Below are 26,225 nucleotides of genomic sequence, written 5' to 3'. Positions count from 1 at the left end.
GACCGCCGCCACCGCAGCGACCGGCGCGACCGCGAGACTCCCGGAGGGGCCGTGCACCTCGAATACACGCCTGAGCAGCAGCAGCTGCGCACCGAACTGCGCGCCTACTTCGCCGGGCTCGTGCCGGAAGACGTCCACGGCCGCTACGAGGACCCCGCCGCGCAGAAGCGCTTCTATCGCGAGACGATCCGCCGCCTCGGCGCGGACGGCTGGCTCGGCGTCGGCTGGCCCGAGGAGTACGGCGGCCGCGGCATGTCGGCCATGGAGCAGTTCATCTTCTTCGACGAGGCCGCGCAGGCCGTCGTCCCGCTGCCGCTGATGGCCCTGAACACCGTCGGCCCGACCCTCATGCGCTTCGGCACCGAGGAGCAGAAGGCGTACTTCCTGCCCCGGATCCTCTCGGGGGAGATCGACTTCGCCATCGGCTACAGCGAGCCCGGCGCGGGCACCGACCTGGCCGCCCTGTCCTGCAAGGCCGTCCGCGAGGGCGACGAGGACGGCGGGACCTACGTGGTCAACGGCCAGAAGATCTGGACCACCAACGGCGACACCGCCGACTGGGTCTGGCTCGCGGTCCGCACCGATCCGGACGCCCCCGCGCACAAGGGCATCACCATGCTGCTCGTGCCGACCTCCGACCCCGGCTACTCCTGCACCCTGATCAACACCCTCGCCTCGCACGACACGACCGCCAGCTACTACGAGGACGTCCGCGTACCCGCGAGCCGCCGCGTCGGGCAGGAGAACAAGGGCTGGCGCCTGATCACCAACCAGCTCAACCACGAGCGCGTCACCCTCGCCGCCCACGGCACCATGGCCATCCGCGCCCTGCACGACGTACAGCGCTGGGCCGCCGCGACGAAGCTCGCGGACGGGCGCCGGGTGATCGACCTGGCCTGGGTGCGCGGCCGTCTCGCCCGCACGCACGCCCGCCTCGACGCGATGAAGCTGCTCAACTGGCAGATGGTGGGTGCCGTCGAGTCGGGCACCCTCACCCCGCAGGACGCCTCCGCGGTCAAGGTGTACGGCTCGGAGGCGCGCAGGGACGCGTACGCCTGGCTCATGGAGGTCGTCGGCGCGGCGGGCTCCCTCAAGGACGGCTCCGCGGGCGCCGTCCTGCACGGCGAGCTGGAACGGGGCTACCGCAGCGCCGTGATCTTCACCTTCGGCGGCGGCAACAACGAGATCCAGCGCGAGATCATCTCCTGGATCGGCCTGGGCATGCCGAAGGTCCGCCGCTGACCTCAGACCAGCTCGGGCTGGGGTTCCTGCGAGCGGGGTCCCGGGACGCGCACCTGCGCGGGCCGGCGGTCCCAGAGGCGGGTGGTCCGTACGTAGCCGTAGACGACCGCGGCGGATGCCAGGAGCACCAGGGGACCGAACACCCACGGGTGGGCGGCCATCTGCGTCGACAGGTAGCGGTACGACACCAGCAGCGCGGTGAAGACCGCGGTGCCGGAGCCGACCAGCAGGGTCGCGCGCCGGTCCCAGCCGCGGGCGAGCGCCCGCAGCGCCGCCTCGATCGTGAGGGTGAACACCACGCCCGAGACGATGTCCGCGCCGTAGTGGTAGCCGAAGCCCAGCGTCGCGCCGAGCGTGGCGACCAGCCAGAAGGTGCCGAGGAACCGCAGGGCCCACGGACCCTTGCGGGAGTGGATGAAGATCGCGGTCGCCCACGCCGTGTGCAGGCTGGGCATGCAGTTGCGCGGGGTGATCTCGTCGAAGAGCATCGGCCGCGGGGTCCCGAGGGCGGGAGCCGTGTGCGGCCACAGGTCGGCCACCGCCCACTGGCCGCCGTCGGCGCCGTAGGCGAGGATCGGCCCGACCACCGGGAAGACCATGTAGATGCCCGGTCCGAGCAGGCCGACCACCAGGAACGTGCGCACCAGGTGGTGGGCCGGGAAGCGGCGCCGCACCGCCACGTGGCGCAGCTGGTACAGGGCGACCAGGACCGCGCCGACCGCGAGCTGGATGTAGACCCATTCGAGCACGTGGTGCCCGGCCGGGCCGGTGGCCTCCACGATCCGGCCGGCCACCCAGGAAGGGTTGCCCAGCGCGTGATCGGCGGCCGCCACGTACTGGTCCAGCACCATCGGACGGGTCTTCGCGGTGATCAGCAGCCAGGCGTAGCCGGTCTTGCGGCCGGTGACCAGCAGCAGCGCCAGCCCGGCGCCCTTCAGCAGCAGGGCGCGCTCGGAGCCGGTGCGGCGGGTGACGGCGAGGACGGCACAGCCGAGGGTCACCCACAGGGCGCCGCTGCCGGCCATGTTCTCGGCGCCGAGCGCCCAGCGCACGAGCCAGAGGACCAGGTCGATGCCGACCGCGGCGCCCAGCGCGAGGAACCGCTGCCGCCAGGTGAGCACGACCATCATCAACGCCATGCTCGCGTACAGCACGGTCCCCGACCTCGGGGCGAAGACCACCTCTCGCGCCTGGTCGGTGATCGGACCCGCCACGCCGTAATGGCGCGCGGCCATTTCGAGGGCGACGAGGAATCCGAGGCCCGTCACGCTCACCGCGGCCCACAGAATGATCCGTGGCCGACGCCAAGCCCCGGACTCGATTCCGCCGCCCATGCGCGCAAGCGTGCGCGATACCGCAGATATCATTTTCAGCCGATGTTCATATTTCAACATGGTCATTGTTAGCTCGAACATGTTAGCGGAGTGGTGGCGTTCCGCTCATGAGGTCGGCCAGGCCCCCAGGGTTCGCCGCACCCCCGGTTCTGTGCTGAGCTGGGAGGGTCCTCGGGCCACCGCGCGCCCCAGGGAGGCGCACCATGCCGCACGTCCGTCCCGGCGCACCCGCGCCGAACCGGCCCGCAGTCCTGCTGTCGAGGCGCGAGCTGGCGGTCGGCTGGACGCTGATGGTACTGATCGCCGTACTCGCCTGGGCGGCCACGGCCGGCCAGGCCCGGCGGATGGGGCCGGGGCCGGGCGGCATGGGGCCGGGCGGCATGGGCGTGGCGCTGCCGCTCTTCCTCGCGCTGTGGGTGGTCATGATGGCGGCGATGATGCTGCCCTCGGTGGCGCCCGTCGCCCTCACCTGGGCACGCGGCATCGGCCGCCGCTCGGCGGGCCCCGCCCGCGCGCTGCGCACCGCCGAGTTCGTGAGCGGGTACCTGCTGGCCTGGACCGGTTTCGGGCTGCTGGTGTACGGGGCGCTGACCGTGACCGGGCGCCTGGCGGAGGCCGTCCCGGGGACGGCCCGGTGGATCGGCGCGGGCGCCTTCCTCCTCGCGGGGCTCCAGCAGTTCGGGCCGCTGAAGCGGATCTGCCTGCGGCACTGCCGCAACCCGATGTTCCAGCTCGCCCGGTACGCGCGCTACCGGCGGTGGGCCAAGGACCTGCGGGTCGGCGCGCACCACGGCCTGTACTGCGTCGGCTGCTGCTGGGGCCTGATGATCGTCCTGATCCCGCTCGGGGTGATGAACGTGGCCGCGATGGCGGCCGTCGCCGGGGTGATCTTCCTGGAGAAGCTCTGGCGGCAGGGCCCGTGGCTGGCCTGGGCCGTGGGCCTCGTCTTCCTCGTACTGGCGGCCCTCGCCCCCTTCCAGGACTGGCTGCTGCCGGGACTGGACCACACCCCGCCGATGGGGGAGACGGACATGCGCCGGGCGGGGTGACCGCTTCCCCCGGCACGGCGGCAGGAGGAGAATCGAGCTGATGACCCGTGCCGCCGCACGCGGGCGGCGGTGTCCGCCCCGTGCGTGGCGGGCCCTCCGCGACGCCCGCCCGGCGCGGGGTCACGTGGAGGCGATGAGATGTCCGAGACCACAGCGACCGTCCCGGCCTGGCACGTGGCTGGGGACTGGTTCGACACGTGCAGGTGTGACGTTCCGTGCCCCTGCTCCTTCGCCCAGCCGCCCAGCTACGGCGCGTGCGACGGAGTCCTCGCCTGGCACATCCGCGAGGGCGACTACGGCGGCGTGACGCTCGACGGGCTGAACGTCCTGATGCTCGGTTCCTTCGTCGGGAACGTGTGGGCGGAGCACAGTGACACGTACGCGGCGATCTTCCTCGACGAGCGCGCCGACGAGGCCCAGCGCCAGGCACTCCAGATGATCTTCGGGGGCCGGGCGGGCAGCTGGCCGGCCGAGATGGTGGCCATGATGGACGCCGAGATGCGCGGCCTGGACTTCGCCCCCGTCCACATCGAGGTCGACGAGGACCTCGGCGGCTGGAGGGCCACCGTCCCCGGCCGGGTCGAGGCCGGAGCGGTGGCCCTCACGGGTCCCACGACCCCCGAGGGCGCGCGGGTCCAGTCGACGAACCTGCCGGGCTCGGAGACCGGACCGGGGCAGGTCGCCACCTGGGGCCGCTCGACCGCGGACCGGGCCGACGCCTTCGGCTTCCACTGGAACCGGCAGGGCCAGTCCAGCAAGCACATCACCTTCGACTGGACCGGACCCGACGACACGGGCCCGGGAGGCCAGACCCGGACGGGCTAGTCCCCGATGTCGCGGCTGCGGAAGTCGTCCAGGGTCTCGCGCCTGACCAGGTCCGCGCCGCGCCCCCGCGCACCGCGACCACCGGCGGCCGGCCGACCATGTTGTACCCGGAGGCCATGGACAGCTGGTAGGCCCCGGCCACCGGTACGGCGAGCAGGTCGCCGGGGTGGACGTCGTCCGGCAGGGCCGCCCCGGCGACGAGGACGTCACCGGCCTCGCAGTGCCGGCCCACGACGGTGGCGGTGCGGGGGCCGGCCGTGGAGGCGCGGCCGGCCAGCCGGGCCGCGTACCGCGCTCCGTACAGGGCGGGCCGCGGGTTGTCGCTCATCCCGCCGTCCACGGCCACGAACACGTCGCCCCGGGTGCGTTTCACGGCGAGGACCCCGTACAGCGCGACCCCGGCCGGGCCCACGACGGCCCGTCCCGGCTCCACCGCCAGCCGGGGCACGGGCAGAGCGGCGGCGGCGCAGGCCTCGGCGAGGCCGGTGCGCAGCCCCCGCGCCAGCCCGCCCGGGTCCAGGGCCGGTTCCGGTTCCCCGGGGCGGTACGCGATGCCGTGCCCGCCGCCGAGGTCCAGCTCGGGCAGGGCGACCCCGTGCGCGTCGCGGACCTCGGCCATCAGCTCCACCATGCGCCGCAGCGCCACCAGGTAGGGGCCGACGGCGGTGATCTGGGAGCCGATGTGGCAGTGCAGTCCGGTGAGTTCCAGCCGCGGCTGGGCCAGGATCCGGTCGACGGCCCGCCGGGCGCTGCCGTCGGCGGCGGACAGCCCGAACTTCTGGTCCTCCGTACCGGTACGGATCTTCTCGTGGCCGCCGGCGTGGACACCCGGCACCACCCGCACCAGGACCCTCTGGCGGCCCCCGGGTCCCACGGCGGCGGCGATGCGGGCTATCTCGGAGGGGCTGTCGATGACGATCCTCCCCACGCCGAGCCGCAGCGCGGCCCCGATGTCCGCGGGTGACGTGGCGTTGCCGTGCAGCACGATGCGCTCGGCGGGGAACCCCGAGGTCACGGCGAGTTCCAGTTCCCCGGCGGAGCACACGTCGAGGCCGAGCCCCTCCTCCCGGACCCAGCGCACCAACGCGCGGGAGAGGAACGCCTTGGCGGCGTACAGGATCTCGGCGCCGGGGAAGGCCTCCCGGTAGGCGCGGCAGCGTGCGCGCACCTCGGCCTCGTCCAGTACGTACGCCGGAGTCCCGAACCGCTCGGCGACCTTCGCCAGCGGCACCCCGCCGACGGCCAGGCCGCCGCGGGCGAGCGCGGACGTGGAGGCGGACCAGACGGACAGGTCCCCGGCGCCCGCCGGCACCTCGGGGACGGCTGCGATGGTCATGGCGCCCCCTTCAGGCGGTCCGCGCGGCGGCACCCGAGGCCCGGGGCGCGGGCACCGGCGGGGGCTCGGCGGGCGGCGCCGGGGTGACCCCCGGAGCGGTCAGGACCGGGTCCACGGTGAGCGGGGCCGCCCCGAGCGGTTCGGCCAGCGCGCGCAGCGCCGGCTCCGAGAGCCGGATCCAGGGGTGCCCGGCTCCCAGCGCGGCGGCGAGCCGGTCCGGCCCGGTGAAACCGACGGCGGTACGGGCGCCCAGCGGAGTACGGAACAGGCGTACCACCACCTCCGGGCCTCCCGGCCGGACCGGCACGTACAGGGGTCCGGCCGGGACGCGTTCCTCCGGCTCGGGATCGTCTGCGTACGAGAACACACACATGAGGTCTCCTCCTGGAGGAACCGCGGGACGCCGGAGGGGGCCCCGGGCAGCGGGGAGGCGTCCCGGGGCGCGCCCACCGAGGCTAGGCCCGCACCGGCCCTCCCGGGTCCACCCTCTGACGGGCCGTTGACGCCGCCCGGTCACCTCCTGACGGCCCGTTGACACCGTCCGCGCCCGTCCCGCGGGGGCGGGACGCCCGTCGCCGGGCGCGGTCTGTGCCGCTATGCCCGTAATCAGGCCCGCTGCGCAAACGTGAAACGCACGCTTATGAACCCGTGCGGGGGCTTTGGAGGCCGAAAAACCACCTCGGTGTGGGACAGGATTCAGGAGCGGGAGCCGATGCCCTCCCGAGTCGCCACACCCCAGCTGACCAGGGGTTTAGGCGCGCCTTCCCTGACCCGTGGCCAGGCTTCGCCCTGCCCTGCCGTGCCTCGGCGCGGCCGGGGGAGCGGGGGGCGGGCAGGCCCGAAACCGACCATCCAGGAGACAAGACGTGTCCACCACCGCACCCGAAGCCTTCCTCGCCGACACCCACACCGGTCTGCCGATCCCGGCGGACCCGGTGTTCGCCTCCGCCGAGGAGGAGCGCCGCCACCGCAAGCAGCGACTGGCCGCCGCGATGCGGCTGTTCGGCAAGGCGGGCTACGCCGAGGGGATATCCGGCCACATCTCGGTCCGCGACCCCGAGGACCTCGACACCTTCTGGGTCAACCCCTTCGGCGTCTCCTTCAGCCGCGTCCGCGTGGCCGATCTGATCCGCGTCGACGCGTCGGGCCGCGTCGTCGACGGCACCGGCAAGGTCAACCCCAGCGCCTTCACCATCCACTCGAAGATCCACGAGCGGCCCGGGGCCGACGCCATCGCGCACGGCCACACCGTCCACGCCCGCGCCCTCGGCGCCCTCGAACGGCTCCTGGAGCCCTACGACCAGGAGTCCGCGGCCTTCTACCAGGACCAGGTCCTCTACGGCGACTACGACGGCCCCGCCATCCGGATCGAACACGGCCAGGACATCGCCGACCGCCTCGGCGCCAAGCGAGCCATGCTGCTGCGCCACCACGGCCTGATCACCGTGGGCGGCTCCCTGGAGGAGGCCGTCCACTGGTTCTTCACCTACGAGAGCTGCGCACAGGTCCAGTTGCTGGCCCTGGCCGCGGGCCGCCCCGTCCCCATGTCCCACGAGCAGGCCCTGCTGGCCCGGGACGGCTTCGGCGACGAGCAGCTCGGCCGCTACAGCTTCCAGATCATGTGGGACGAGATCACGGCGGAACAGCCCGACCTGCTCGACGAGTAGCCGCCCGCGCCCGAACGCCCCCGCCGCCTGCCCCGCCCGTCCGCCGGCCGCACCGATCCCAGGAAGCACTCATGAGTTCGACCGCCTCACCACGCGCGGAAGCGCGCACCATCCTCGTCATCGTCGCGATCGTGCAGTTCGTCATCGGCGGCTGGTTCTCCTGGTCGGCGTCCCACGCCGCACCCCGGGACCTGCCCGTCCTGGTCGTCTCCGCACCGGGCGCCCCCCAGAGCGCGGAGCAGCTCGCCGACCGGCTGCGCGAGACCGCCCCCGGCGCCTACGACATCGGGACCGCCTCCGGTGTCGAGGAGGCCGACGCCGCCCTGCGCGACCGCGAGGCGTACGGGGCCCTGCTGCCCACCGCCGGCGGACTGGAACTGCGCCTGGCCTCCGCCGCCTCGCCCGCCGTCGCCCGGACGCTGACCGGGCAGGCGCAGGAACTCGCCGGCGGTCCGGTACGCGTCACCGACGTCGTGCCCGCGGACTCCGACGACCCGAGCGGCGCGGGCCTTTCCATGGGCTTCCTGCCCCTCCTGATCACCGCCGTGATCGCCGCCCTGCTCTTCGTCCTCAAGGTGCGTGCCAACGGCGCCAAGTTCCTCGGCGTCATCGGCTTCGCCCTGGCCTCCGGACTCCTCAGCTCCCTGATGCTGACCCACCTCAGCGGGGTGGCGCCGGGCGGTTACCTCGTCAACGCCGGGATCGTGGCCCTGCTGGAGCTGGCCATGGTCTCCCTGATCACCGGGCTCGGCTCGCTGATCGGCCCGCCCGGCATAGCGGTCGGCGCCGTCCTGATGTTCGTCGTCGGCAACCCGCTCTCCGGACTCGCCTCGGCCCCCGAGATGCTGCCGCAGCCGCTGGGCTCGATCGGCCAGTTCCTCCCGGCGGGCGCCGCCGCGACCCTGCTGCGCACCGCGGGTCCCTTCGACGGCGCCGGTGCCGGCGGCCCGGTCCTGGTGCTCGTCGTCTGGGCGCTGATCGGCCTCGGCCTGCTCTACGCGAGCTCCCGCCGCCGCCCCGCCGCCGCGTCCACGGCCGCCGCCACCGCCGAGCCGCAGCCCGCCCCCGCGCACTGACGGCGCCCCCGCGGGCGCCCCTCCCGCCGACTCCTCTCCACGAAGGGTGACCATGACCATCGACACGAACGACCGCCCGCCGACGCGCATCGGCCTGGTCGGCGGAGGGGCCGCGGCCGTCTGCCTGCTGGACCGGCTCTCCCGCACCCAGGGCCGCGGCCGGGGCTCGATCACCGTCTTCGAACCCTCGGGCAGCCTGTGGCGCGGCCGCGCCTACCAGCACGACGCCGACACGGTCCTCGCCAACATCATCCCGGCGGAGATGAGCGCCCGCACCGGAGACCCCGACGACTTCCTGAACTGGCTGCGCGCCTCCGGACTCCCGTACGGGCAGGGCGACTACGCCGCGGACGGCTACTTCCCGCCCCGCTGGGTGTTCGGCAGCTACCTGGAGCGCACCGCCGAGAACGCCGTCGGCGAGCTCTCCCTCGGCGGCTGGCCCACCGGCATCGTCCGCGACGCGGTCGTCGCGGCCCGCGAGGCGGGGGAGGAGGTGGTGCTGACCACCCGCGACGGCCGTACGCACGCCTTCGACTACGTGGTCTGCGCGGTCGGCGCCGGCCGGCCCGCCGACCACTACGGGCTCGACGGCAGCCCCGGCTACTTCGCCGACCCCTACCCGCTGCGCACCACGGTCGCCGCGATACCCGCGACCGCCGACGTCACCGTCCTCGGCACCGGCCTCGCGGCCGTGGACACCGTCGTCTCCCTCGCCGCCCGCGGCCACCGGGGCCGGATCACCATGGCCTCCCGCAACGGCGCCCTGCCCGCCGTGCGCCAGCGCCCCGTCTTCCCCGAGATCCGGCACTTCACCCCCGCCGCCCTGCACGCCCGCGCCGCCCGGAACCACGACGGCCGGCTCGCGCTGGACGACGTACTGGAGCTCCTGGACCGGGAACTGGCCGCCCACGGCGCCGACCCGTCCGCGGTGGTCGCCGAACTGTCCTCCCTGGCCACGGAACCGCCCCTGGAGCGGCTGCGCCGCCAGTACGACCGCATCGACGAGCCCGACACCGGCATGCGGGTCATGCAGCACGCCGTCCCCGAGAGCGGCCCCGACGCCTGGACGCTGCTGCGCCCCGCCGACCAGGACTTCATCCGGGACCACCACTACCGGGCCGTGATGAGCCTGTGCTGCCCGATGCCCCCGGCCAACGCCCGCAGACTGCTGGAGCTCCACGAGGCGGGCGGCCTGCGCGTCCTGCGCGGCCTGTGGAACGTCAAGCCGCTGGCCGGCGCCGGCTTCCACATCGGGGCCGACGGAGGGGAGTACGAGAGCGACGTCGTCGTCAACGCCGTCAGCGCGCCCTCCCACCGGGTCCCGGCCCAGGCCCGCCCGTTCGTCGACTCGCTCGTCGAGGACGGCATCGGCGAGTACCACCCCTACGGCGGCCTGCACATCGAACCGTCCACCAGCCGGGCCGTCGGCGCCGGCCGGCCCCACCGGCGGATGCACGCGATCGGCGACATGGGCGCCGGGACGCTCTTCTTCACCTCCGGCATGCCCTCCGTCCTCGAACGGGCCGACGACATCGTCCGGGCGGTCCTCGAGGACATCACCGCACCGGCCACCGCCACCCAGGAGCAGCACGCATGAACACGATCACCCGCAGGGACATGATGCGGGCCGCCCTCACCACGGCCGTCGTCGTCGGCACCAGCGCCGCCGTCGCGCCGATCGTCCTGGCCGACCCCGCCCCCGCGCCCGCCGGCACACCCGCCGGGGCCGCCGCCGCGCCGGCCCCGCTCCCCGGCAGCTTCGACGAGGTGTACCGGGGCCGCCGTATCCAGGGCGGACCCACGGCCGTGCGCTACGCCTCCGCCCGGAAGGCCGCGGCCCCGGCCCCCGGCCCGGGCCCCGGCATCGAGGTCAGCATCGACGGCCGTCCGCTGCACGTCATGCGCCGCGCCGACGGCAGCTACCTGAGCCTGGTCAGCCACTACCAGTCCTTCCCCACACCGCTGGAGGTGGCGCGGGCGGCGGTGGACGAGATCGGCACCGCGCAGCTCTCGACGGCCCGGCTGCACCACCACTGACGTCCGACAGAGCGAGGATCAAGCACACGTGTACACGCGCAAGAACCAGAAGGACCTGGACGCCGACGAGCGGGCGAGGTTCGTGGCGGCCCTCCTGGAGGTGAAACGACGCGGCGTCTACGACGAGTTCGTCCGGCTGCACGGGCAGTACTTCGTCTCCGACGGCGAGGGCGGGCAGCGGGTGGGACACATGTCCCCCTCCTTCTTCCCCTGGCACCGCCAGTACCTGCTGGAGTTCGAACGCGCCCTCCAGCAGGTCGACCCGAAGGTCACCCTGCCCTACTGGGACTGGACCACCGACCAGTCGCCCACCTCGGGCCTGTGGGCCGACGACTTCCTCGGCGGCAACGGCCGCCCCGGCGACCGCCGGGTCATGACCGGCCCGTTCGCCTTCGACCGGGGCGACTGGCCGGTGAACGTGGGCGTCACCGAGGAGAAGTACCTGATGCGCGACTTCGGCCGCCCCGCGGACCCGGTCGCGCTGCCCACCCCCGCCGAACTCGCCCGGGCCGTCGACGACCCGGTGTACGACTCCGCCCCCTGGGACTCGACCGCCACCACCGCGGGCTTCCGCAACAAGCTGGAGGGCTGGACCGTCGGGGAGAAGGAGGGCTGGCACAACCACAACCGGGTCCACCTGTGGGTCGGCGGCCAGATGACCGGCGGGACCTCCCCCAACGACCCGGTCTTCTGGCTCCACCACACCTTCATCGACCTCGTCTGGGCCCGCTGGCAGCGCAAGCACCCCGGATCCGGCTACGAGCCGCGCCGGCCCCTGCCCGCCGGCGACCCCCAGCACGGCCGGGTCATCAGCCTCGACGAGCCCATGTCCCCGTGGCAGGTGCGGCCCTCCGAGCTGCTCGACCACACCCGCTTCTACCAGTACGCGCAGTGACGCGCCCCGCGCGCCCGCTGCCCACACCCCGTCACCACCACCGAGAAGGAACCGTCATGCGCCTGCGCACCACCGTCCCGGCCCTCGCCGCCACCGCCCTGATCGCCCTCGCCGCGGCCCCGTCCGCCCACGCGGCGGCCCCGGCCCCGGCTCCCTCCCCGGCCGCGGCCCTCACCGCCCCCGCCGCACGGCCGGCCGCCGCCGTCCCCGCCTTCGCGGGCCACACGTACGTCCTGACCCTCGACAACGGCGCCGTCCTGCGCAACTCCTACTCCGCCGACGGCACGACCCTCGACTGGACCGCCCTGGAAGGCCCGATGGCCGGCCACAGCGGCCAGGAGCGGCTCTCCGTCCGCCAGGTGGGCGAGGGCCTCTACTTCGTCAACTGGGTCGAGACCTCCGGCATGACCGTCAGCCACGTCATGGACCTCGGCCGCTCCACCGTCAGCGTCTACTGGACGTACGCCACCCCCGACGGCGGCCGCGCCGGCGAGCTGCACACCGCGACGCTCGAGCGCGTCTCTTCTTGACCGACACCGTGACGCGGGGCCGGCGCCACGGACGCCGGCCCCGCGCACGTCCGTACCCGGGGGAACCGCACATGTCCGCTCCACTCACCCAGACACCCCGGCCGCCCGCGGCCCGGGCCCCGGCCGACGGGGAACTCGCCGGCGCCCTGCGCCCACGCCACCTGACCATGCTGGCCCTCGGCGGGGTCATCGGCGCCGGGCTCTTCGTCGGCTCCGGAACCGGCCTGCGGGTCGCGGGCCCGGCCATCATCCTGTCGTACGCGCTCGCCGCCGCGCTGGCCCTGCTGGTCATGCGGATGCTCGGCGAGATGGCCGCCGCCATGCCGGCCAGCGGCTCGTTCTCCGTCTACGCCGACCGCGCCCTGGGCCGGTGGGCCGGCTTCACCGCCGGCTGGCTGTACTGGGCCGTGACCGTCATCGCGATCGCCATCGAGCTGATCGCCGCCGCGACCATCCTGCACCAGTGGGTCCCGGCCGTACCGCAGTGGGCGATCGCCCTCGCGGCACTGGCCGTCTTCACCCAGTCCAACATGCTCTCGGTCTCCTCCTTCGGGGAGGCCGAATTCTGGTTCGCGGGCATCAAGGTGGCCGCCATCATCGCCTTCCTCGCCCTCGGCGTGGCCGCCCTGTGCGGCGCGGTGCCCGGAGTCGAGTCGCCCGGCATGACCAACCTGACCGGCCGCGGCGGGTTCCTGCCCCAGGGCTGGGACAGTGTCGTCGCGGGCCTGCTGACCGTGGTGTTCGCCTTCGGCGGCATGGAGGTCATCACCATGGCCGCCGCCGAGTCCGGCGACCCCGCCCGCTCCGTCACCAAGGCGGTCGGCAGCGCCATCTGGCGGATCAGCCTCTTCTACCTCGGCTCGATCGCCGTGATCGTCACCCTGCTTCCGTGGGACGCGGCCACACCCGGCCGCAGCCCCTACGTCGCGGTCCTCGACCGGCTCGGCATCCCCGGCGCGGGGCGGCTGATCGAGGTCGTCGTGCTCATCGCCCTGCTGTCCGCGATGAACGCCAACCTGTACGGCGCCTCGCGCATGGCGCACTCGCTCGCCGCCCGGGGAGAGGCCCCGCGCCTCCTGCTGCGCACCTCCGCCCGGGGCGCGCCGCGTGCGGCCGTCGCGGCGTCGGCGGCCTTCGGCTTCGTCGCGATCGCCCTCGACCACCGCTGGCCGGAACGGATCCTGCCGTTCCTGGCGAAGGCCATGGGCGGCTCCATGCTCTACATGTGGCTGACCGTGGCCGCCGCCCACCTGGTGCTGCGCCGCCGGCTGGAGCGGGACTCCCCGCACCTGCTGGTGGTGCGGATGCGCGGCTTCCCGTACCTGTCCTGGCTCGCGGCGGCCGGCATCGTGGCGGTGCTCGTGCTGATGGCCCTCGACCCCGGGACGCGCGGCCAGCTGGGCTGGTCGACGCTGCTGGTCCTGGTGCTGCTGGCGGCAGCCGGCGTACGGGCGCTGCGCGCGCGCCGTGCCCGGAGCCGGGGGCGGGCCCGGCCGGGGTGTCCGGCCGGGCGCTCGGGTGCTCGACGGGCGGGGATCAGGCCGGCAGCGGGGCGCAGTCCGGCTCGGCGCCTTCGTCCACGGGCAGCAGCCCGCTGGTGGCGATGAGGTAGCCGAGCTGGGCCCGGCTGCGGCTCTGCACGGTGGCGGCGATCCGGCTCACGTGCGCGGCGACGGTCCGCCGGCTGGTGCCGAGCCGGCGGGCGATCGCCTCGTCCGTGTGGCCGGCCACCAGCAGGCGCATCACGGCCCGCTGGATCTCGTCGGCGATGTCGGGCTCCACGGTGCGCGAGGCGCCCGGGTCGATGGTCGCACCCCGTTCCCAGGCCTCCTCGAAGACCCGCACGAGGAAGGAGACGATGGAGGGCTGCCTGATCTCCAGTACCGAGGTCCGGCCCTCGCCGGGGCCCGGGACGTAGGCGACGGCCCGGTCGATGACGATCAGCCGGTCGAAGACGTGGTCGAGGGTGCGGACCTCGCACCCGGCCTCCGTGAGCCGTTCGATGTGGCGCAGCGTGGCCGCGTGGGTCCGGGCCGCGTGCGGGTACAGGGTGCGGTGCCGGACGGCACCGCGTACGTGGTCGAGTTCGTCCAGGTCGTACGAGACGCGCGAGCCCCCCGGCTGCACCGTCATCAGCTCCTCCCGGCACTCGCGGACCGCGTGCGCCAGCGTGGAGTGGACGACCCTCTCCCCGTCGATCGCGGTGGCCCAGCCGGTGTGTTCGCGTTTGGCGGCGGTGTAGATCGCGGCCACCGGTACGAAGCTCCCGGCGATGGCGTGCGCGTCCAGCCGCTGCCGCTCCAGCGACTGCTCGATGGGGCGGACGAGTTCGGCCTTGGCGACGTCCGGTGCCACGGGCACGAGGACGGTCGGGTCGTCCGGCGGAGGGACGAGGAGGCCCATCCGCAGGAGACAGGCGGGCGCGCCTTCCCTGGGCGTGCATCCCTTCACGACGGCCTGGCGGTAGACGGTCAGGCCCTCCCCGCATACGCCGACCCCTGTGTCCGCGGAGCGGTCACGTTCACAACATTCCCCCGGGTACTGCCTTGCATGATCCTGCATGGCCTCATTATGCACTTCGAAAAGTAGCCGGTATCGGTACGTAGGCTGTCAACATGGTGTCTTCATAAGTTATTGACCATGGAACCGGAGGTAACGGGCGCATGTCGAACCGTTATGGGGTACTCGCCGACGTCCTGGAGGAGTGGCGCGCGGCCTTCGGGGAGCGCCGCGTCGACGACGTCGTCGCCCTCTTCGCCGAGGACGCCCTCTTCCAGGGCCTGTCCCCCCGGCTGCTGAACGGCCGGGAGGAGATACGCGCCTACTACGACAACGTCCCGCCCGGCACCACCGCCACCGTGGAGGTCCTGCACTCCCGCCCCGTCGCCGCCGAGGCGCTCGGCGGGTTCGCCACCGTCACCTTCCGGACACCCACCCCGCAGGACCCCGCCGGGACCCCGCTCACCGTCCGCCTCTCCGTCCTCGTCCAGCACGCCGGAGACGGCTGGCGGATCCGCCAGTACCACGTCTCGCGGATGAGCTGAGGCACGTCCGGGCGGGTTTCCCGGCACCCGCCCGGGGCGGTGTCCCTCGTCCCTGGCCGAAATCCGGTGCGCCGCAGGCCGGTTGGCGCCGCCCACGGGTCCCTGCCGCACCGGGCGCACCAGCCGTACGGACACCCCGCACCGGCCTCGGGCGCGGCCACCCGCCGCCTGCGCCCCACAGGCCGCGTGCTGCGCAGCATTCCCGCAGGTCCGCCCCGGCGGCTGCCTCCAGGTCACATCTTGAGAGCGATGCGCCGACTCGGCCCCGGCACCCGCCCCTCCGCGTACACACTGCGAACATCAGCGGCCATACTGGACCGGCCGGGGAGGGCGCGGCACGACGACGGGGGCGGCTTTAAGACATGGCGGAGTCCAGACTGATCCAGGGCCGGTACCGGTCACTCGATCTGATCGGGCGCGGCGGCATGGGTGAGGTGTGGCGTGCCCGCGACGAGTCGCTCGGCCGGCAGGTCGCGGTGAAGTGCCTCAAGCCCCTCGGCCCGGAACAGGACGCCCACTTCACCCAGGTCCTGCGCGAACGCTTCCGCCGCGAAGCGCGCGTCGCCGCCTCGCTCCAGCACCGGGGCGTCACCGTCGTCCACGACTTCGGCGACGACAGCGCCTCCGGCGGCCCCCTCTACCTGGTCATGGAACTCCTCGAGGGACGCAACCTCAGCCAGCTCATGGAGGAGAACGAGGCGCGCCCGCTCCCCGTCGACGTGGTCCTCGACATCGCCGAGCAGATGGCCGCCGCCCTCGGCTACACCCACGACCAGGGCGTCGTCCACCGCGACCTCAAGCCGGCCAACATCATGCGGCTCACCGACGGCACGGTGAAGATCTGCGACTTCGGCATCGCCCGCCTGGCGCACGACATCGGCTTCACCGCCAAGCTCACCGGCGGCGGGATGGCCATGGGCACCCCGCACTACATGTCGCCCGAACAGATCGCGGGCGGCGAGGTCGACCACCGCAGCGACCTCTACTCCCTCGGCTGCGTCCTCTACGAGATCGCCACCGGAGCCCCGCCCTTCGACCTCGGCGACTCCTGGTCCGTGCTGGTCGGCCACCGCGACACCGCGCCCGTACCGCTGCGCGATCACCGCCCCGAGCTGCCGGGCTACTTCGAGCGGCTCGTGCTGGACCTGCTGGCCAAGCGTCCCGAGGACCGGCCCGGCGACGCCCGCCACCTGCACCGGCGCCTGGTCGAGTCCCGCTTCGGCCCCGGCGGGCGGCCCGCCGCCCAGCCCCCGCTGCCCGTCTGGGCGGCGGGGATGACGGCCGGGCGCAAGGCCGGAGCGGACGCCCGACCCGCCAGCGGGGAGTGGGCCCTGCTCACCGGCTCCTGGACGGCGGCCCGTCCGGCCGCGACCGGCCCGGGTTCCGGTTCCGCCGGTCCGGGCTCCGCCTCCTCCGGATCCGGGTCCGGGTCCGGTTCCGCCGGTCCCGGCTCTGCCTCCTCCGGATCCGCGTCCGGTTCCGCCGGTCCGGGCTCTGCCTCCTCCGGTACCAGTACCGGAACCGGTACCGCCGGGCACCGCATCAGCCGGCCCGCCCCCACCGAGGACCCCCGGCTCACCGCCGCCTACGGGCCGGCGCCGGGCACCCCGGCGGCCGGAGAGCCCGACGCCCTCGCCGCCGGCCACACCCGCGCCTTCGCCCTCAGCCGCGCCGGCCGGCCCGAGGAGGCCCTCGCCGTGTACGCGGCCGTGGCGCGGGGCCGGGCCCGGGTGTTCGGCCCCGACCATCCCGAGACCCTCGCCGCCCGCCAGGAGGAGGCGTACGAACTGGGCCGCCTCGGCCGCCACGGAGAGGCCTACGAGGTGTACCGCTCGGTGCTGGCCGCCCGCGTCCGCACCGAGGGCCCGCTCCACCCGGGCACCCTGCGCTGCCGGCACAGCCTGGCCTGCGCCCTGAGCGCCCTCGGCCGGCACGCCGAGGCGCACGCCACCGCCGCCGAGGTGGCGGCCGACCGCGCCGCCGTGCTCGGCGCCGAGCACGCGGAGACCCTGCAGAGCCGCTACGAGGCCGCGTACGCCCTCGGCCGCCTCGGCCGCTGGCAGGAGGCCCTGACCGGCTTCCGCCAGGTCGCCGCCGCCCGGGAACGCGTACTCGGCCGGGACCACCCCGACGCCCTCGCCGCCCGTTACGAGACCGGCATCGCCCTGGGCCGCACCGGCCGCGCCGCCGAGGCCCTCGACCTGTTCCGCTCCCTGGTCCGCGACCGCACCCGGGCCTACGGCGCCGCCGACCCGGAGACCCTGCGCGCCCGCCACGTCCTCGGGGTCAACCTGGGCCGCCTCGAACGCTGGGAGGAGGCCGTCGCCGAGGCCCGCGAGGTCGGCGCGGCGCGCGCCAGGGTCCTCGGCGCGGAACACCCGGACACCCTGGTCAGCCGCCGGGAACTCGCCGTCGGCCTGGGGCGGCTCGGCCGCTGGGACGAGGCGCTGCCCATCTACCGGGACCTGTCCGGCATCCGGGAACGCTCCCTCGGCGACGAGCACCCCGACACGGTCCTCGCCCACGCCGACGAGGCGCACTGCCTGGAGCGGCTCGGCCAGGTGTGCTACCAAGAGCCATGACCGCCAACTCAGGTTCCCCGGGCCTCGCGCAGGACGTGTACGACGCGGTGATCGTGGGAGGCGGCCACAACGGCCTCGTCGCCGCCGCCTACCTGGCCCGCGCCGGCCGCTCGGTGCTGGTCCTCGAACGGCTCGGCCACACCGGCGGGGCGGCCGTCTCCACCCGCCCCTTCGCCGGGGTCGACGCCCGGCTCTCGCGCTACTCCTACCTCGTCTCGCTGCTCCCCGCGAAGATCATCCGTGACCTGGGGCTGCGGTTCGCGGTGCGGCGGCGCACGGTCTCCTCGTACACGCCCTTCGAGCGGGACGGCCGCCCCGGCGGACTCCTCGTCGGCGGCGGCGAGACGCGCACGCGGGAGTCCTTCGCGAAGCTCACCGGCTCGGACCGGGAGTACGAGGCGTGGCGGGCCTTCTACGCGACCACCGGCCGGCTCGCCCGCAAGGTGTTCCCGACCCTCACCGAACCGCTGCCCACCCGTGCGGGGCTGCGGGCCCGGATCGACGACGAGGCGGCCTGGCGGATGCTGTTCGAGGAGCCGCTCGGACGGGCGCTGGAGGAACGCTTCACCGACGACCTGGTCCGGGGCGTGGTCCTCACCGACGGTCTCATCGGCACCTTCGCCGACGCCGACGACCCGTCACTCGTGCAGAACCGCTGCTTCCTCTACCACGTGATCGGGGGCGGGACCGGCGACTGGGACGTGCCCGTCGGCGGCATGGGAGCCCTCACCGACGCCCTGGCCGGGGCCGCCCGGGCGGGCGGCGCCCGGATCGCCACCGGCCACGAGGTCCTGCGCATCCACACCGACGGAACCGCCCCGGCCGAGGTCACCTACCGCACGGCCACGGGCGAGGGCACGGTCGTGGGGCGCACGGTGCTGGTCAACGCCTCCCCCCGGGCGCTGGCCGGACTCCTCGGCGAGGCCCCCGAATCCGCCGGACCGGCCCCGGAAGGCGCCCAGCTCAAGGTCAACATGCTGCTGAGCCGGCTGCCCCGGCTGCGCGACACCTCGGTGGACCCCCGCGAGGCCTTCGGCGGCACCTTCCACGTCGCGGAGGGCTACGAGCAGCTCAGGCGCGCCCACGGCGAGGCCGCGGGAGGGGAACTGCCGTCCGTACCGCCGTCGGAGCTCTACTGCCATTCGCTGGCCGACCCCTCGATCCTCGGGCCGGAACTCGCCGGCCGGGGTTACCAGACGCTCACCCTCTTCGGCCTGCACACTCCGGCGCGCCTCTTCGAGAAGGACAACCGGCAGGCCCGCGAGGTGCTGCTGACCGCCACCCTGGCCCAGTTGGACGCCCACCTGGCCGAGCCGCTCACCGACTGCCTGGCCTTCGACGGCGACGGGCGCCCCTGCATCGAGGCCAAGACCCCGCAGGACCTGGAACGCGAACTGCGGCTGCCGGGCGGGCACATCTTCCACCGGGACCTGTCCTGGCCGTACGGGGAAGACGCGGACGCGGGGCGCTGGGGCGTGGAGACCGCCCACGGCAACGTCCTGCTGTGCGGTGCGGGGGCGGTCCGGGGCGGCGGCGTGAGCGGGATCCCGGGCCACAACGCGGCGATGGCGGTACTGGGCCGCTGACCCGCTTCCACACCGGCCGGAGCCGGGGGGCGGTCTTCATTCCAGGCGGGTCGGCAGGGCCGGGAGGGCCGGGAGCGTGAAGCCGTCGAACAGGTCGTCCAGCGCGCGCCGCGCGGCGCTCGCCGGGGCGGTCCGGAGGGCGAGGTCGCGCGCGGCCACCGCCAGCGGATGGGTGAGGGCGGCCACCCGGCCCATCCGGCGGGCGCGGACCCGGATGGCGTCGGTACGGGCGAGCCTGGCCCGGGTGTAGGCGGCCAGGGCCGCCGGTACGTCCGGACCGCCCAGCAGGTGGGCGAGGACGACGGCGTCCTCGACGGCCTGGCAGCCGCCCTGGCCGAGGTTGGGGGTCATGGCGTGTGCGGCGTCGCCGATCCAGGCGGTGCGGCCGTCGTGGAGCCGGGGGAGCGGCGCGGCCAGGTCGTACAGGCCGTGCTGGAGCACCGCCTCCGGGTCGATCCGCGCGAGCAGGGCGGGGATCGGATCGTGCCACGTGCCGAAGCGCCGCAGCAGTTCGCCGCGCACGTCCGCGGGCCGGTACCCCTCGGGGACGACGGCGGTGGCGTACAGGTAGACCCGCCCGTCGGCGAGCGGGACCGTCCCGAAGCGCTCGCCCCGGCCCCAGGTCTCCGCCGCTTCGGCGGCCGGTCCGGACGGCAGCACGGTCCGCCAGGCGGTCTCCCCGGCGTAGCGCAGGCCCGGGTGGTCCGGGAAGACGCGCCGGCGCAGCGCGCTGTGGATGCCGTCGGCGGCGACCACGGCGTCGGCGGTGAGGTCCCCGGCGGCGGTACGGACCACCGCGCGGCCGCCGTCCCCGTCCACGGAGGTGACCCCGGCCCCGTACACCAGAGCGCCGGCGGGCAGCGCCTGCGCCAGCGCGGCGGTGAGGGCGGTGCGGTGGACGGCGAGCGGGGGCCGGCCGTAGCGGGCGGCCAGCGCGGCGGTGTCGGCGCGGCTGAGCCGGGCACCCCCGGGGCGGCGCACGCCCAGGGACGCCGGGACGGCGCGGCCCGCCGCGCGGGTGGCGTCGAAGCCGATGGCGTCGTAGGCGCGCAGCGCGTTGGGAGCGAGGACGATGCCCGCGCCGACGGCCGCCGGCGCGGCCGCCCGTTCGCAGACGGTGACCCGCCACCCCTGGCGGTGCAGGGCGAGGGCGGCGGTGAGACCGCCGATCCCGGCACCGGCGACGACGGCGTGGCGCGGGGTTCTGGACATGGCACGGCCTCCTGCCTCGACGGACCCTCTACATCCGTAGAGGCTCGCACGTCACTCTACAGCTGTAGAGTGACGCCATGTCCACCCCGGAGAGCCCGCCCCCCGCCGCCGACCGCCGGACGCTGATCGCGGACACGGCCATCGCCCTCGTCGCCGCCGCAGGACTGCGCGGCCTGACCCACCGGGCCGTCGACGGCGCCGCCGCCCTTCCGGCCGGCAGCACCTCGTACTACTTCCGCACCCGGACCGCGCTCATCGGCGCCTGCTACCGGCGCCTCGCCGAGCTGGACCTCGCCGACCTCGACGGCGCCGGCCCGCCGCAGACCCCGCAGGACCGGGACGCCGCCGCGCGGCTGCTCGGGGCGCTGCTGCACCAGTGGCTGACGCGGGGCCGGGAACGGCAGCTGGCCCGCTTCGAGCTGAGCCTGGAGACCGCCCGGAACCCGGAACTGGAACCGGCCCTGCGCCAGGCGGGCCTCGCCGCCCGCGCCCGCGCCGCCGCCGTCCTCGAGGCCCTCGGCGCACCCCGGCCGGGGGAGTCCGCCGAACTGCTGGCCGCCTGGACCGACGGCCTGCTCTACGACCGCCTCGCGGGCGCCCTCGCCCACGCCCGCCCGGCACCGGACCCGGCCGAACTGGCCGCCGTCGCCCGCCGGATGATCGACGCCGCACTCGCCCGGGCCTGAGGGCCCTTAGGATCCGGACATGATCGCCGAATTGCAGTGCGTGGTACTGGACTGTCCGCGACCCCTTGATCTCGCCCGCTTCTACGGGGAGTTGCTCGGAGGGGAGGTCAACCGGCCCGACCGGCGCTGGACCCTGGACGAGCACTGGGCCACGCTCCACACCCCGTCCGGAGCCGTCCTCGCCTTCCAGCAGGTCACCGACCACCGGCCGCCGCGGTGGCCCGACCCCGCCCAGCCCCAGCAGGCCCACCTCGACCTCGCCGTCGCCGACCTCGACCGGGCCCAGGAACGGGTCCTCGCCCTCGGCGCGACCCTCCTCGACGACACCCCCGACGCCCGGGGCTGGCGCGTCTACGCGGACCCCGCCGGACACCCCTTCTGCCTGATCCGGGAGGACCAGTGAGCGCACCCCGCCTGGCGCCGCTGATACGGCAGTTCACCTTCGCGTCCGCACGCCTGTCCGACCGCCTCGCGGGGCCGGTGATGGACAGCGGCGACGGTACGGACACCCGGGTGGTGCCCATGACCGACGAGGAGTACCTCTGGGAGCCGGTGGCCGACTGCTGGTCGGTCCGGCGGCGCACGGACGGCCCGGGGCCGCGCGCGACGTTCCTGGCCGGTGCCCGCACGGGCGAGTGGGGCCGCGACGCCGCGCCCTACCCGCACCCCTGGCCGCCGCCCTTCACCACCCTCGCCTGGCGCCTGAGCCACCTGACGGAGATGCTGACCCTGCGCGCAGACCACACGGCCGGCAGCCGCCGCCTCACCCGCGACGACCACCCCGTCACCGGGGACGCGGCCGGAGCCGTGGCCGCGTTCGCGACCGCCGCCGACGCCTGGCGCACGGCGCTGCTGGGCGTCGACGAGGCCGCGTTCGACACCGTCGGGTACTGCACCTACCCGCACGGCAGCGACGCCGGGGAACCGTTCGTCGACGTCGTGTGGTGGGTCAACCAGGAAGTCCTGCACCACGGCGCCGAGATCGCGCTCCTCCGCGACCTCCACCGCGCCGGCCGCTCCCCGGACGGCGGCCGGGGAGCGGAAAACACCTCGCCCGCACCCGCGACCAGCGCCTAGCCTCGCTCCGCATGAGCACCCTGAGCACCATCCACGACGTGCCCGTCCTGCTGTGCGACCCGGAGGGCGGGCTGATCGGCGGCGAACGGGACGTCCTGGACCTGGTGGGCAACGCCGCCTGGCAGGGCGCCCGGTGGGTCGTCGTCCCGGCCGGACGGTTCGACGAGGGGTTCTTCCGGCTGAACACCCGGATCGCCGGCGACATCGTCCAGAAGTTCGTCAACTACCGCGTCGGCCTCGTCGTCCTCGGCGACATCTCCCGCCACACGGACGACAGCACGGCCCTGCGGGACTTCGTCCGCGAATGCAACCGGGGCGGCCAGACCTGGTTCCTCACCGACCTGGAGGAACTGCGGGAGCGCCTCAAGAGCTAGCCCGCCGTCAAAGCTTCCCCCACCGGCATCTGCCCATCGCCCGCCCGGCTCCCCACAGGCCGCAGTCAGGCCGCAGGCAGGCCGCGGGCCGCCGCCCGGCGCCGTGCCGTCCGTCAGTCCGGCGAACGGGTCCAGCCGGACGCCTCGACGCGGGACGCGTCCGCCGGGCGGTCCTCCGAGAAGAGGAGCCCGGCCGGTTCGGCGACCCGCAGGACGTCCACGTACACCCCGCGCCCCACGTAGCGGCCGGTCGTGGCGTGCCGGAAGCGGATGCGGACCTCGCGGCCGGCCGCCCAGGCGGGCAGGGGGGCTTCGAGGCGGTGCCAGACGCGGCCCGACCAGCCCCCGGCCGAGCCGGTCGGCCACTCTTCGGCGGCGCCGCCCGTCGTGCGGACCGTGCGGAAGGGGAGCGGTTCCCAGACGGCCCCGTCGGCGGAGACCTCCAGGTGGAAGGCCCCCGCGCCGGGCACCGTGTCCCACCACACCGCGCAGCGCAGGCGGGCCCGCGCCGTGGCGGGGGTCAGCGGGGGGAGCGTGAGGGTGCCCGAGCCGCCGGCCTCCATGCCCGAGAACCAGGCGGGGCCGCCGTGCCTCGTACGGACCGGCACGGCCCGGGCGAAGCGGTTGCCGGTCGCGACGCGGGGCGCGCTGCCCGCCCGCCAGGTCCGCACGGGGTGGACGGAGTTGCCGAGCAGGATCAGGAAGGAGTCGGTGGAGGGGTCCAGGACGAGGGAGGTGCCGGTGAAGCCGGTGTGCCCGGCGGAGTGCGGGGTGGCCAGGGCACCCATGTACCAGTGCTGGTAGAGCTCGAAGCCGAGGCCGTGGTCGTCGCCGGGGAAGGCGGTGTTGTAGTCGGTGAAGAGCAGTTCGACGGAGGCGGGGCGCAGGATGCGCCTGCCCGCGTAGACCCCGCCGTCGAGCAGGGCACGGGAGAGGACCGCGAGGTCCCAGGCGGTGCCGAAGACACCGGCGTGACCGGCGACCCCTCCGAGGGCGTACGCGTTCTCGTCGTGGACCTGCCCCCACACCAGTCCCCGGTCCAGACCCGACCAGGGCGGGCGCTGCACCTCGGTGGCGGCGGTGACCCGGCGCCAGGACGGGGGCGGGTTGTAGCGAGTGCGGTGCATCCCGAGCGGAGCGGTGATCTCGTCGTGGAGCAGGGCATCCAACGTGCGGCCGGTGATCCGTTCCAGGAGCAGGTGGAGCGCGATGAGGTTCAGGTCGGAGTAGCGGTACACGGTCCCGGGGGTCTCCTGCGGCCGCACCGACCACAGCAGGCGCAGCTGTCCTTCGCGGGTGGACTCCTGGTAGAAGGGCGCCCACGAGCGCAGCCCCGAGGTGTGGGTGAGCAGCTGCCGGACGGTCACGGCCTCCTTGCCGCCCCCCGTGAACTCCGGCAGGTACCGGTCCACCCGGGCCTCCAGCTCCAGGCGGCCCCGCTCGATCTGCTGCACGGCCAGGATGGAGGTGAACAGCTTGCTGAGGGAAGCCAGGTCGAAGACGGTGTCCTCGGTCATCGCGATCCGCTCGGCCGCCGGGAGCTCCACCGGCCGGTCGGTGCGGCCGTCGTAGTCCGCGTACCGCACCGCGTCCCCCATCGCCCGGTGCAGGGCGATGGTCCGGCCGCGCCCCGCGAGCACCACGGCGCCGGCGTAGTACGGGTGCTCGGGGGAGGGGCCGAGGAAGCGCCCCGCCTCCTCCGCGACCCCTTCCAGGTGCCGCTCCACCAGCCCGGCCTGCCGCGCCGATCCGTAGCGCAGCCGCAGGCCCTGGAGGGCGCGCCGCTCCGCCGCGCCGCCCGCCGCCCCGGCCGCCGGGCCCGGCAGCGCGGCGTGCAGGACCAGCACCCCGCCGAGCGCCAGCAGCCGCGCCCCGAGACGCCGCCGGCCCAGCCCCCGGCCGGCCCCGCCCCCCTCCGGGTTCCCGTCCCCGTCCGGGTTCCCGTCCCCGTCCCGGTTCCCGTCCCCCTCCTGGTTCCCGGCCCCGGCTCCGACGCCGTGACCGGCCTCGCGCTCGTGGCCGGGCTCGGCTTGGGATCCGGTAGCGGCTCCGGTTTCGCCGGTCCGGCCGGCTTCGGGTCCGGACCGAGCCCTGGCGGTTGCCGTCCGTGTCGCGGCGCGGGCCGGTCCGGGCCCGGCCGCGGCTCCAACTCCGGCTGGCGGCACGGCTTCCGCTCGGGCTGCACCGGCCCCGGTGCCGGCCCCGCTCCCGCTCCCGGTTCCGTCCTCCGGCCCGCCGTCGTACCGCGGTCCGCGCGGCGCCGCGGCTTCCGCTCCGGCCCCCGTGACTCCCACCATGATCGGCCCTCCTGTCGGCTCCGAACCGTCCACTGCCCGCCGCGTGTTGCCCGTCCGCCCGTCCGCCCGTCCTGCTCCGCCCTGCGCGGCCCGCCGCCGCCCCGTGCCCGGGGGGCGCGTTCGGACCGCCGCCCCGGGCGCTCCGCACGCTACTGGGTATCTGCCCGCCCGCCGGGGACCCTCCGCACCGGCCCGCCCCCGAGAATCTGACACTGCATCAGAAAACCTCTTCCCTCGGCCGCCGCCCTGCGGCATCCTCACGCCCATGGAGACGGAGCTGAGCAAGGAACTGGGTGTCGAGCACGCCATCTTCGGCTTCACGCCCTTCCCGGCGGTCGCCGCCGCCATCACGCGCGCGGGCGGTTTCGGCGTACTCGGCGCCGTCCGCTACACCGCCCCCGACGACCTCAAGCGCGACCTCGACTGGATGCAGGCGCACACCGACGGCAAGCCCTACGGCCTCGACGTCGTGATGCCGGCCAAGAAGGCCGTCGACGGCGTCGGCGAGGCCGACATCGAGGCGATGATCCCCGCCGGGCACCGCGCCTTCGTCCGCGACACCCTCGCCAGGCACCAGGTCCCCGAACTCCCCGAGGGCGAGGCCTCGGGCTGGCGCATCACCGGCTGGATGGAGCAGGTCGCCCGTAACCAGCTCGACGTCGCCTTCGACTACCCCGTCAAACTCCTGGCGAACGCCCTGGGTTCCCCGCCCGCCGACGTCATCGCCCGCGCCCACGAGAACGGCGTCCTGGTCGCCGCCCTCGCCGGCAGCGCCAAGCACGCCCGCCGCCACGCCGAGGCCGGCATCGACATCGTCGTCGCCCAGGGCTACGAGGCCGGGGGCCACACCGGTGACATCGCCACCATGGTCCTGGTCCCCGAGATCGTGGAAGCCGTCGCCCCGCTCCCCGTCCTCGCCGCCGGCGGCATCGGCAGCGGTGAGCAGATCGCGGCCGGACTGGCCCTCGGCGCCCAGGGCGTCTGGCTCGGCTCCCTCTGGCTCACCACCACCGAGGCCGACCTGCATTCCCGGGCCCTCACCGAGAAGCTCCTCGCCGCCGGCTCCGGCGACACCGTCCGCTCCCGGGCCCTCACCGGCAAACCCGCCCGCCAGCTGCGCACCGAGTGGACCGACGCCTGGGACGACCCGCGGGGGCCCGGCGCCCTCCCGATGCCGCTCCAGGGCCTGCTCGTCGCCGAGGCCGTCTCCCGGATCCAGAAGTACGAGGTCCAGCCACTGCTCGGCACCCCGGTGGGCCAGATCGTCGGCCGGATGAACAGCGAGCGCGACGTCCAGGCCGTCTTCGACGAGCTCACCGGCGGGTTCGAGCGCGCCATCGACCGCATCACCCGTATCGCCGGCCGGTCCTGAGGAG

23 protein-coding genes and 1 pseudogene are annotated in these 26,225 nt (G+C 74.7%); 18 read left to right on the top strand and 6 right to left on the bottom strand.

All coding sequences use genetic code 11. From position 1 onward, the window contains the following. Positions 1 to 51 precede the first annotated feature (51 nt). Entirely contained in the window at positions 52 to 1,242 is a 1,191-nt protein-coding gene (locus ACZ514_RS24860; RefSeq protein ID WP_469125693.1) for an acyl-CoA dehydrogenase family protein, read from the top strand. Between the two features lie 2 nt (positions 1,243 to 1,244). Here ACZ514_RS24860 and ACZ514_RS24855 read toward each other — a convergent pair whose 3' ends face one another. Next, positions 1,245 to 2,576, bottom strand: a complete 1,332-nt coding sequence (locus tag ACZ514_RS24855) for a phosphatase PAP2 family protein (protein ID WP_469125692.1) — start codon at positions 2,574 to 2,576, stop codon at positions 1,245 to 1,247. 203 nt (positions 2,577 to 2,779) lie between these two features. Here ACZ514_RS24855 and ACZ514_RS24850 point away from each other — a divergent pair, with 203 nt between their 5' ends. Both ACZ514_RS24850 and ACZ514_RS24845 read left to right on the top strand, forming a co-directional pair. Next, positions 2,780 to 3,625 (top strand): DUF2182 domain-containing protein, encoded by an 846-nt coding sequence (locus ACZ514_RS24850; protein ID WP_469125691.1) that lies wholly within the window; start codon positions 2,780 to 2,782, stop codon positions 3,623 to 3,625. 138 nt (positions 3,626 to 3,763) lie between these two features. Continuing rightward, a complete protein-coding gene (locus ACZ514_RS24845; RefSeq protein WP_469125690.1) occupies positions 3,764 to 4,450 on the top strand; it encodes a DUF1326 domain-containing protein in 687 nt (228 codons plus the stop codon). On the opposite strand, the pseudogene lysA reads toward ACZ514_RS24845, so the two are convergent. Both lysA and ACZ514_RS24835 read right to left on the bottom strand, forming a co-directional pair. After that, a pseudogene (gene lysA, locus ACZ514_RS24840) lies at positions 4,447 to 5,786 on the bottom strand (diaminopimelate decarboxylase). The gene ACZ514_RS24845 and the pseudogene lysA sit on opposite strands and share 4 nt — an antisense overlap. Positions 5,787 to 5,796: 10 nt before the next feature. Continuing rightward, entirely contained in the window at positions 5,797 to 6,159 is a 363-nt protein-coding gene (locus ACZ514_RS24835) for an SAV_915 family protein (RefSeq protein ID WP_469125689.1), read from the bottom strand. 493 nt (positions 6,160 to 6,652) lie between these two features. Here ACZ514_RS24835 and ACZ514_RS24830 point away from each other — a divergent pair, with 493 nt between their 5' ends. The 7 genes from ACZ514_RS24830 to ACZ514_RS24800 all read left to right on the top strand — a co-directional run bounded on the left by ACZ514_RS24830 (position 6,653) and on the right by ACZ514_RS24800 (position 13,598). After that, a complete protein-coding gene (locus ACZ514_RS24830) occupies positions 6,653 to 7,453 on the top strand; it encodes a class II aldolase/adducin family protein (RefSeq protein WP_468165966.1) in 801 nt (266 codons plus the stop codon). 71 nt (positions 7,454 to 7,524) lie between these two features. After that, on the top strand, positions 7,525 to 8,529 hold the full coding sequence (locus tag ACZ514_RS24825; RefSeq protein ID WP_469125688.1) for an ABC transporter permease: 1,005 nt from the start codon (positions 7,525 to 7,527) through the stop codon (positions 8,527 to 8,529). 52 nt (positions 8,530 to 8,581) lie between these two features. Further along, positions 8,582 to 10,126, top strand: coding sequence for an FAD/NAD(P)-binding protein (locus tag ACZ514_RS24820; RefSeq protein WP_469125687.1), 1,545 nt, complete (start codon positions 8,582 to 8,584; stop codon positions 10,124 to 10,126). Further along, the gene (locus ACZ514_RS24815; RefSeq protein ID WP_469125686.1) at positions 10,123 to 10,566 is read left to right on the top strand and encodes a tyrosinase family oxidase copper chaperone; all 444 of its coding nucleotides are present in this window, start codon (positions 10,123 to 10,125) and stop codon (positions 10,564 to 10,566) included. Before ACZ514_RS24820 ends, ACZ514_RS24815 begins: the two co-directional genes overlap by 4 nt. A 28-nt stretch (positions 10,567 to 10,594) precedes the next feature. Continuing rightward, positions 10,595 to 11,461 (top strand): tyrosinase family protein, encoded by an 867-nt coding sequence (locus ACZ514_RS24810; RefSeq protein ID WP_468165974.1) that lies wholly within the window; start codon positions 10,595 to 10,597, stop codon positions 11,459 to 11,461. Positions 11,462 to 11,517: 56 nt separating this feature from the next. Further along, positions 11,518 to 11,991, top strand: coding sequence for a MoaF-related domain-containing protein (locus tag ACZ514_RS24805; protein WP_468696459.1), 474 nt, complete (start codon positions 11,518 to 11,520; stop codon positions 11,989 to 11,991). A gap of 71 nt (positions 11,992 to 12,062) precedes the next feature. Then, positions 12,063 to 13,598 (top strand): amino acid permease, encoded by a 1,536-nt coding sequence (locus ACZ514_RS24800; protein ID WP_468165978.1) that lies wholly within the window; start codon positions 12,063 to 12,065, stop codon positions 13,596 to 13,598. Here the strand turns inward: ACZ514_RS24800 and ACZ514_RS24795 are convergent. Further along, complete coding sequence (locus ACZ514_RS24795; RefSeq protein WP_468165980.1) at positions 13,528 to 14,394, bottom strand: helix-turn-helix transcriptional regulator; 867 nt, start codon at positions 14,392 to 14,394, stop codon at positions 13,528 to 13,530. The two genes, ACZ514_RS24800 and ACZ514_RS24795, sit on opposite strands and share 71 nt — an antisense overlap. 260 nt (positions 14,395 to 14,654) lie before the next feature. On the opposite strand from ACZ514_RS24795, the gene ACZ514_RS24790 reads away from it, so the two are divergent. The 3 genes from ACZ514_RS24790 (at position 14,655) to ACZ514_RS24780 (ending at position 19,203) form a co-directional block, all read left to right on the top strand. Beyond that, positions 14,655 to 15,035, top strand: a complete 381-nt coding sequence (locus tag ACZ514_RS24790) for an SgcJ/EcaC family oxidoreductase (protein ID WP_469125685.1) — start codon at positions 14,655 to 14,657, stop codon at positions 15,033 to 15,035. Positions 15,036 to 15,397: 362 nt separating this feature from the next. Continuing rightward, on the top strand, positions 15,398 to 17,617 hold the full coding sequence (locus tag ACZ514_RS24785; protein WP_469125684.1) for a serine/threonine-protein kinase: 2,220 nt from the start codon (positions 15,398 to 15,400) through the stop codon (positions 17,615 to 17,617). Beyond that, a complete protein-coding gene (locus tag ACZ514_RS24780; RefSeq protein WP_469125683.1) occupies positions 17,614 to 19,203 on the top strand; it encodes a phytoene desaturase family protein in 1,590 nt (529 codons plus the stop codon). Before ACZ514_RS24785 ends, ACZ514_RS24780 begins: the two co-directional genes overlap by 4 nt. Before the next feature lie 36 nt (positions 19,204 to 19,239). Here ACZ514_RS24780 and ACZ514_RS24775 read toward each other — a convergent pair whose 3' ends face one another. Beyond that, entirely contained in the window at positions 19,240 to 20,415 is a 1,176-nt protein-coding gene (locus ACZ514_RS24775) for an FAD-dependent monooxygenase (RefSeq protein ID WP_469125682.1), read from the bottom strand. A gap of 77 nt (positions 20,416 to 20,492) precedes the next feature. Between ACZ514_RS24775 and ACZ514_RS24770 the strand changes: the two genes are divergently transcribed. From ACZ514_RS24770 to ACZ514_RS24755, 4 genes are read left to right on the top strand one after another with little or no spacing between them, the layout of a single operon-like run. Next, positions 20,493 to 21,101 carry a TetR/AcrR family transcriptional regulator gene (locus ACZ514_RS24770; RefSeq protein WP_468696470.1) on the top strand — a complete coding sequence of 203 codons (609 nt, stop codon included), beginning with the start codon at positions 20,493 to 20,495 and terminating at the stop codon, positions 21,099 to 21,101. A 19-nt stretch (positions 21,102 to 21,120) separates the two neighbouring features. Continuing rightward, entirely contained in the window at positions 21,121 to 21,504 is a 384-nt protein-coding gene (locus tag ACZ514_RS24765; RefSeq protein ID WP_469125681.1) for a VOC family protein, read from the top strand. After that, a complete protein-coding gene (locus ACZ514_RS24760; protein WP_469125680.1) occupies positions 21,501 to 22,178 on the top strand; it encodes a DinB family protein in 678 nt (225 codons plus the stop codon). The genes ACZ514_RS24765 and ACZ514_RS24760 overlap by 4 nt, the downstream gene beginning before the upstream one ends. A gap of 11 nt (positions 22,179 to 22,189) precedes the next feature. Beyond that, the gene (locus tag ACZ514_RS24755) at positions 22,190 to 22,552 is read left to right on the top strand and encodes a DUF4180 domain-containing protein (protein WP_469125679.1); all 363 of its coding nucleotides are present in this window, start codon (positions 22,190 to 22,192) and stop codon (positions 22,550 to 22,552) included. A gap of 113 nt (positions 22,553 to 22,665) precedes the next feature. Here the strand turns inward: ACZ514_RS24755 and ACZ514_RS24750 are convergent, their stop codons facing one another. Beyond that, positions 22,666 to 24,399: a serine hydrolase domain-containing protein gene (locus tag ACZ514_RS24750; protein ID WP_468166000.1), complete on the bottom strand. Its 1,734-nt coding sequence runs from the start codon at positions 24,397 to 24,399 to the stop codon at positions 22,666 to 22,668. 715 nt (positions 24,400 to 25,114) lie between these two features. On the opposite strand from ACZ514_RS24750, the gene ACZ514_RS24745 reads away from it, so the two are divergent. Beyond that, positions 25,115 to 26,221, top strand: coding sequence for a nitronate monooxygenase (locus ACZ514_RS24745; protein WP_468166002.1), 1,107 nt, complete (start codon positions 25,115 to 25,117; stop codon positions 26,219 to 26,221). Positions 26,222 to 26,225 lie beyond the last annotated feature (4 nt).

The organism is Streptomyces sp. NPDC034086 (assembly GCF_055575515.1).
The sequence above is the reverse complement of the archived record's forward strand: the minus strand, read 5'-3'. Positions and strand labels throughout refer to the sequence as shown.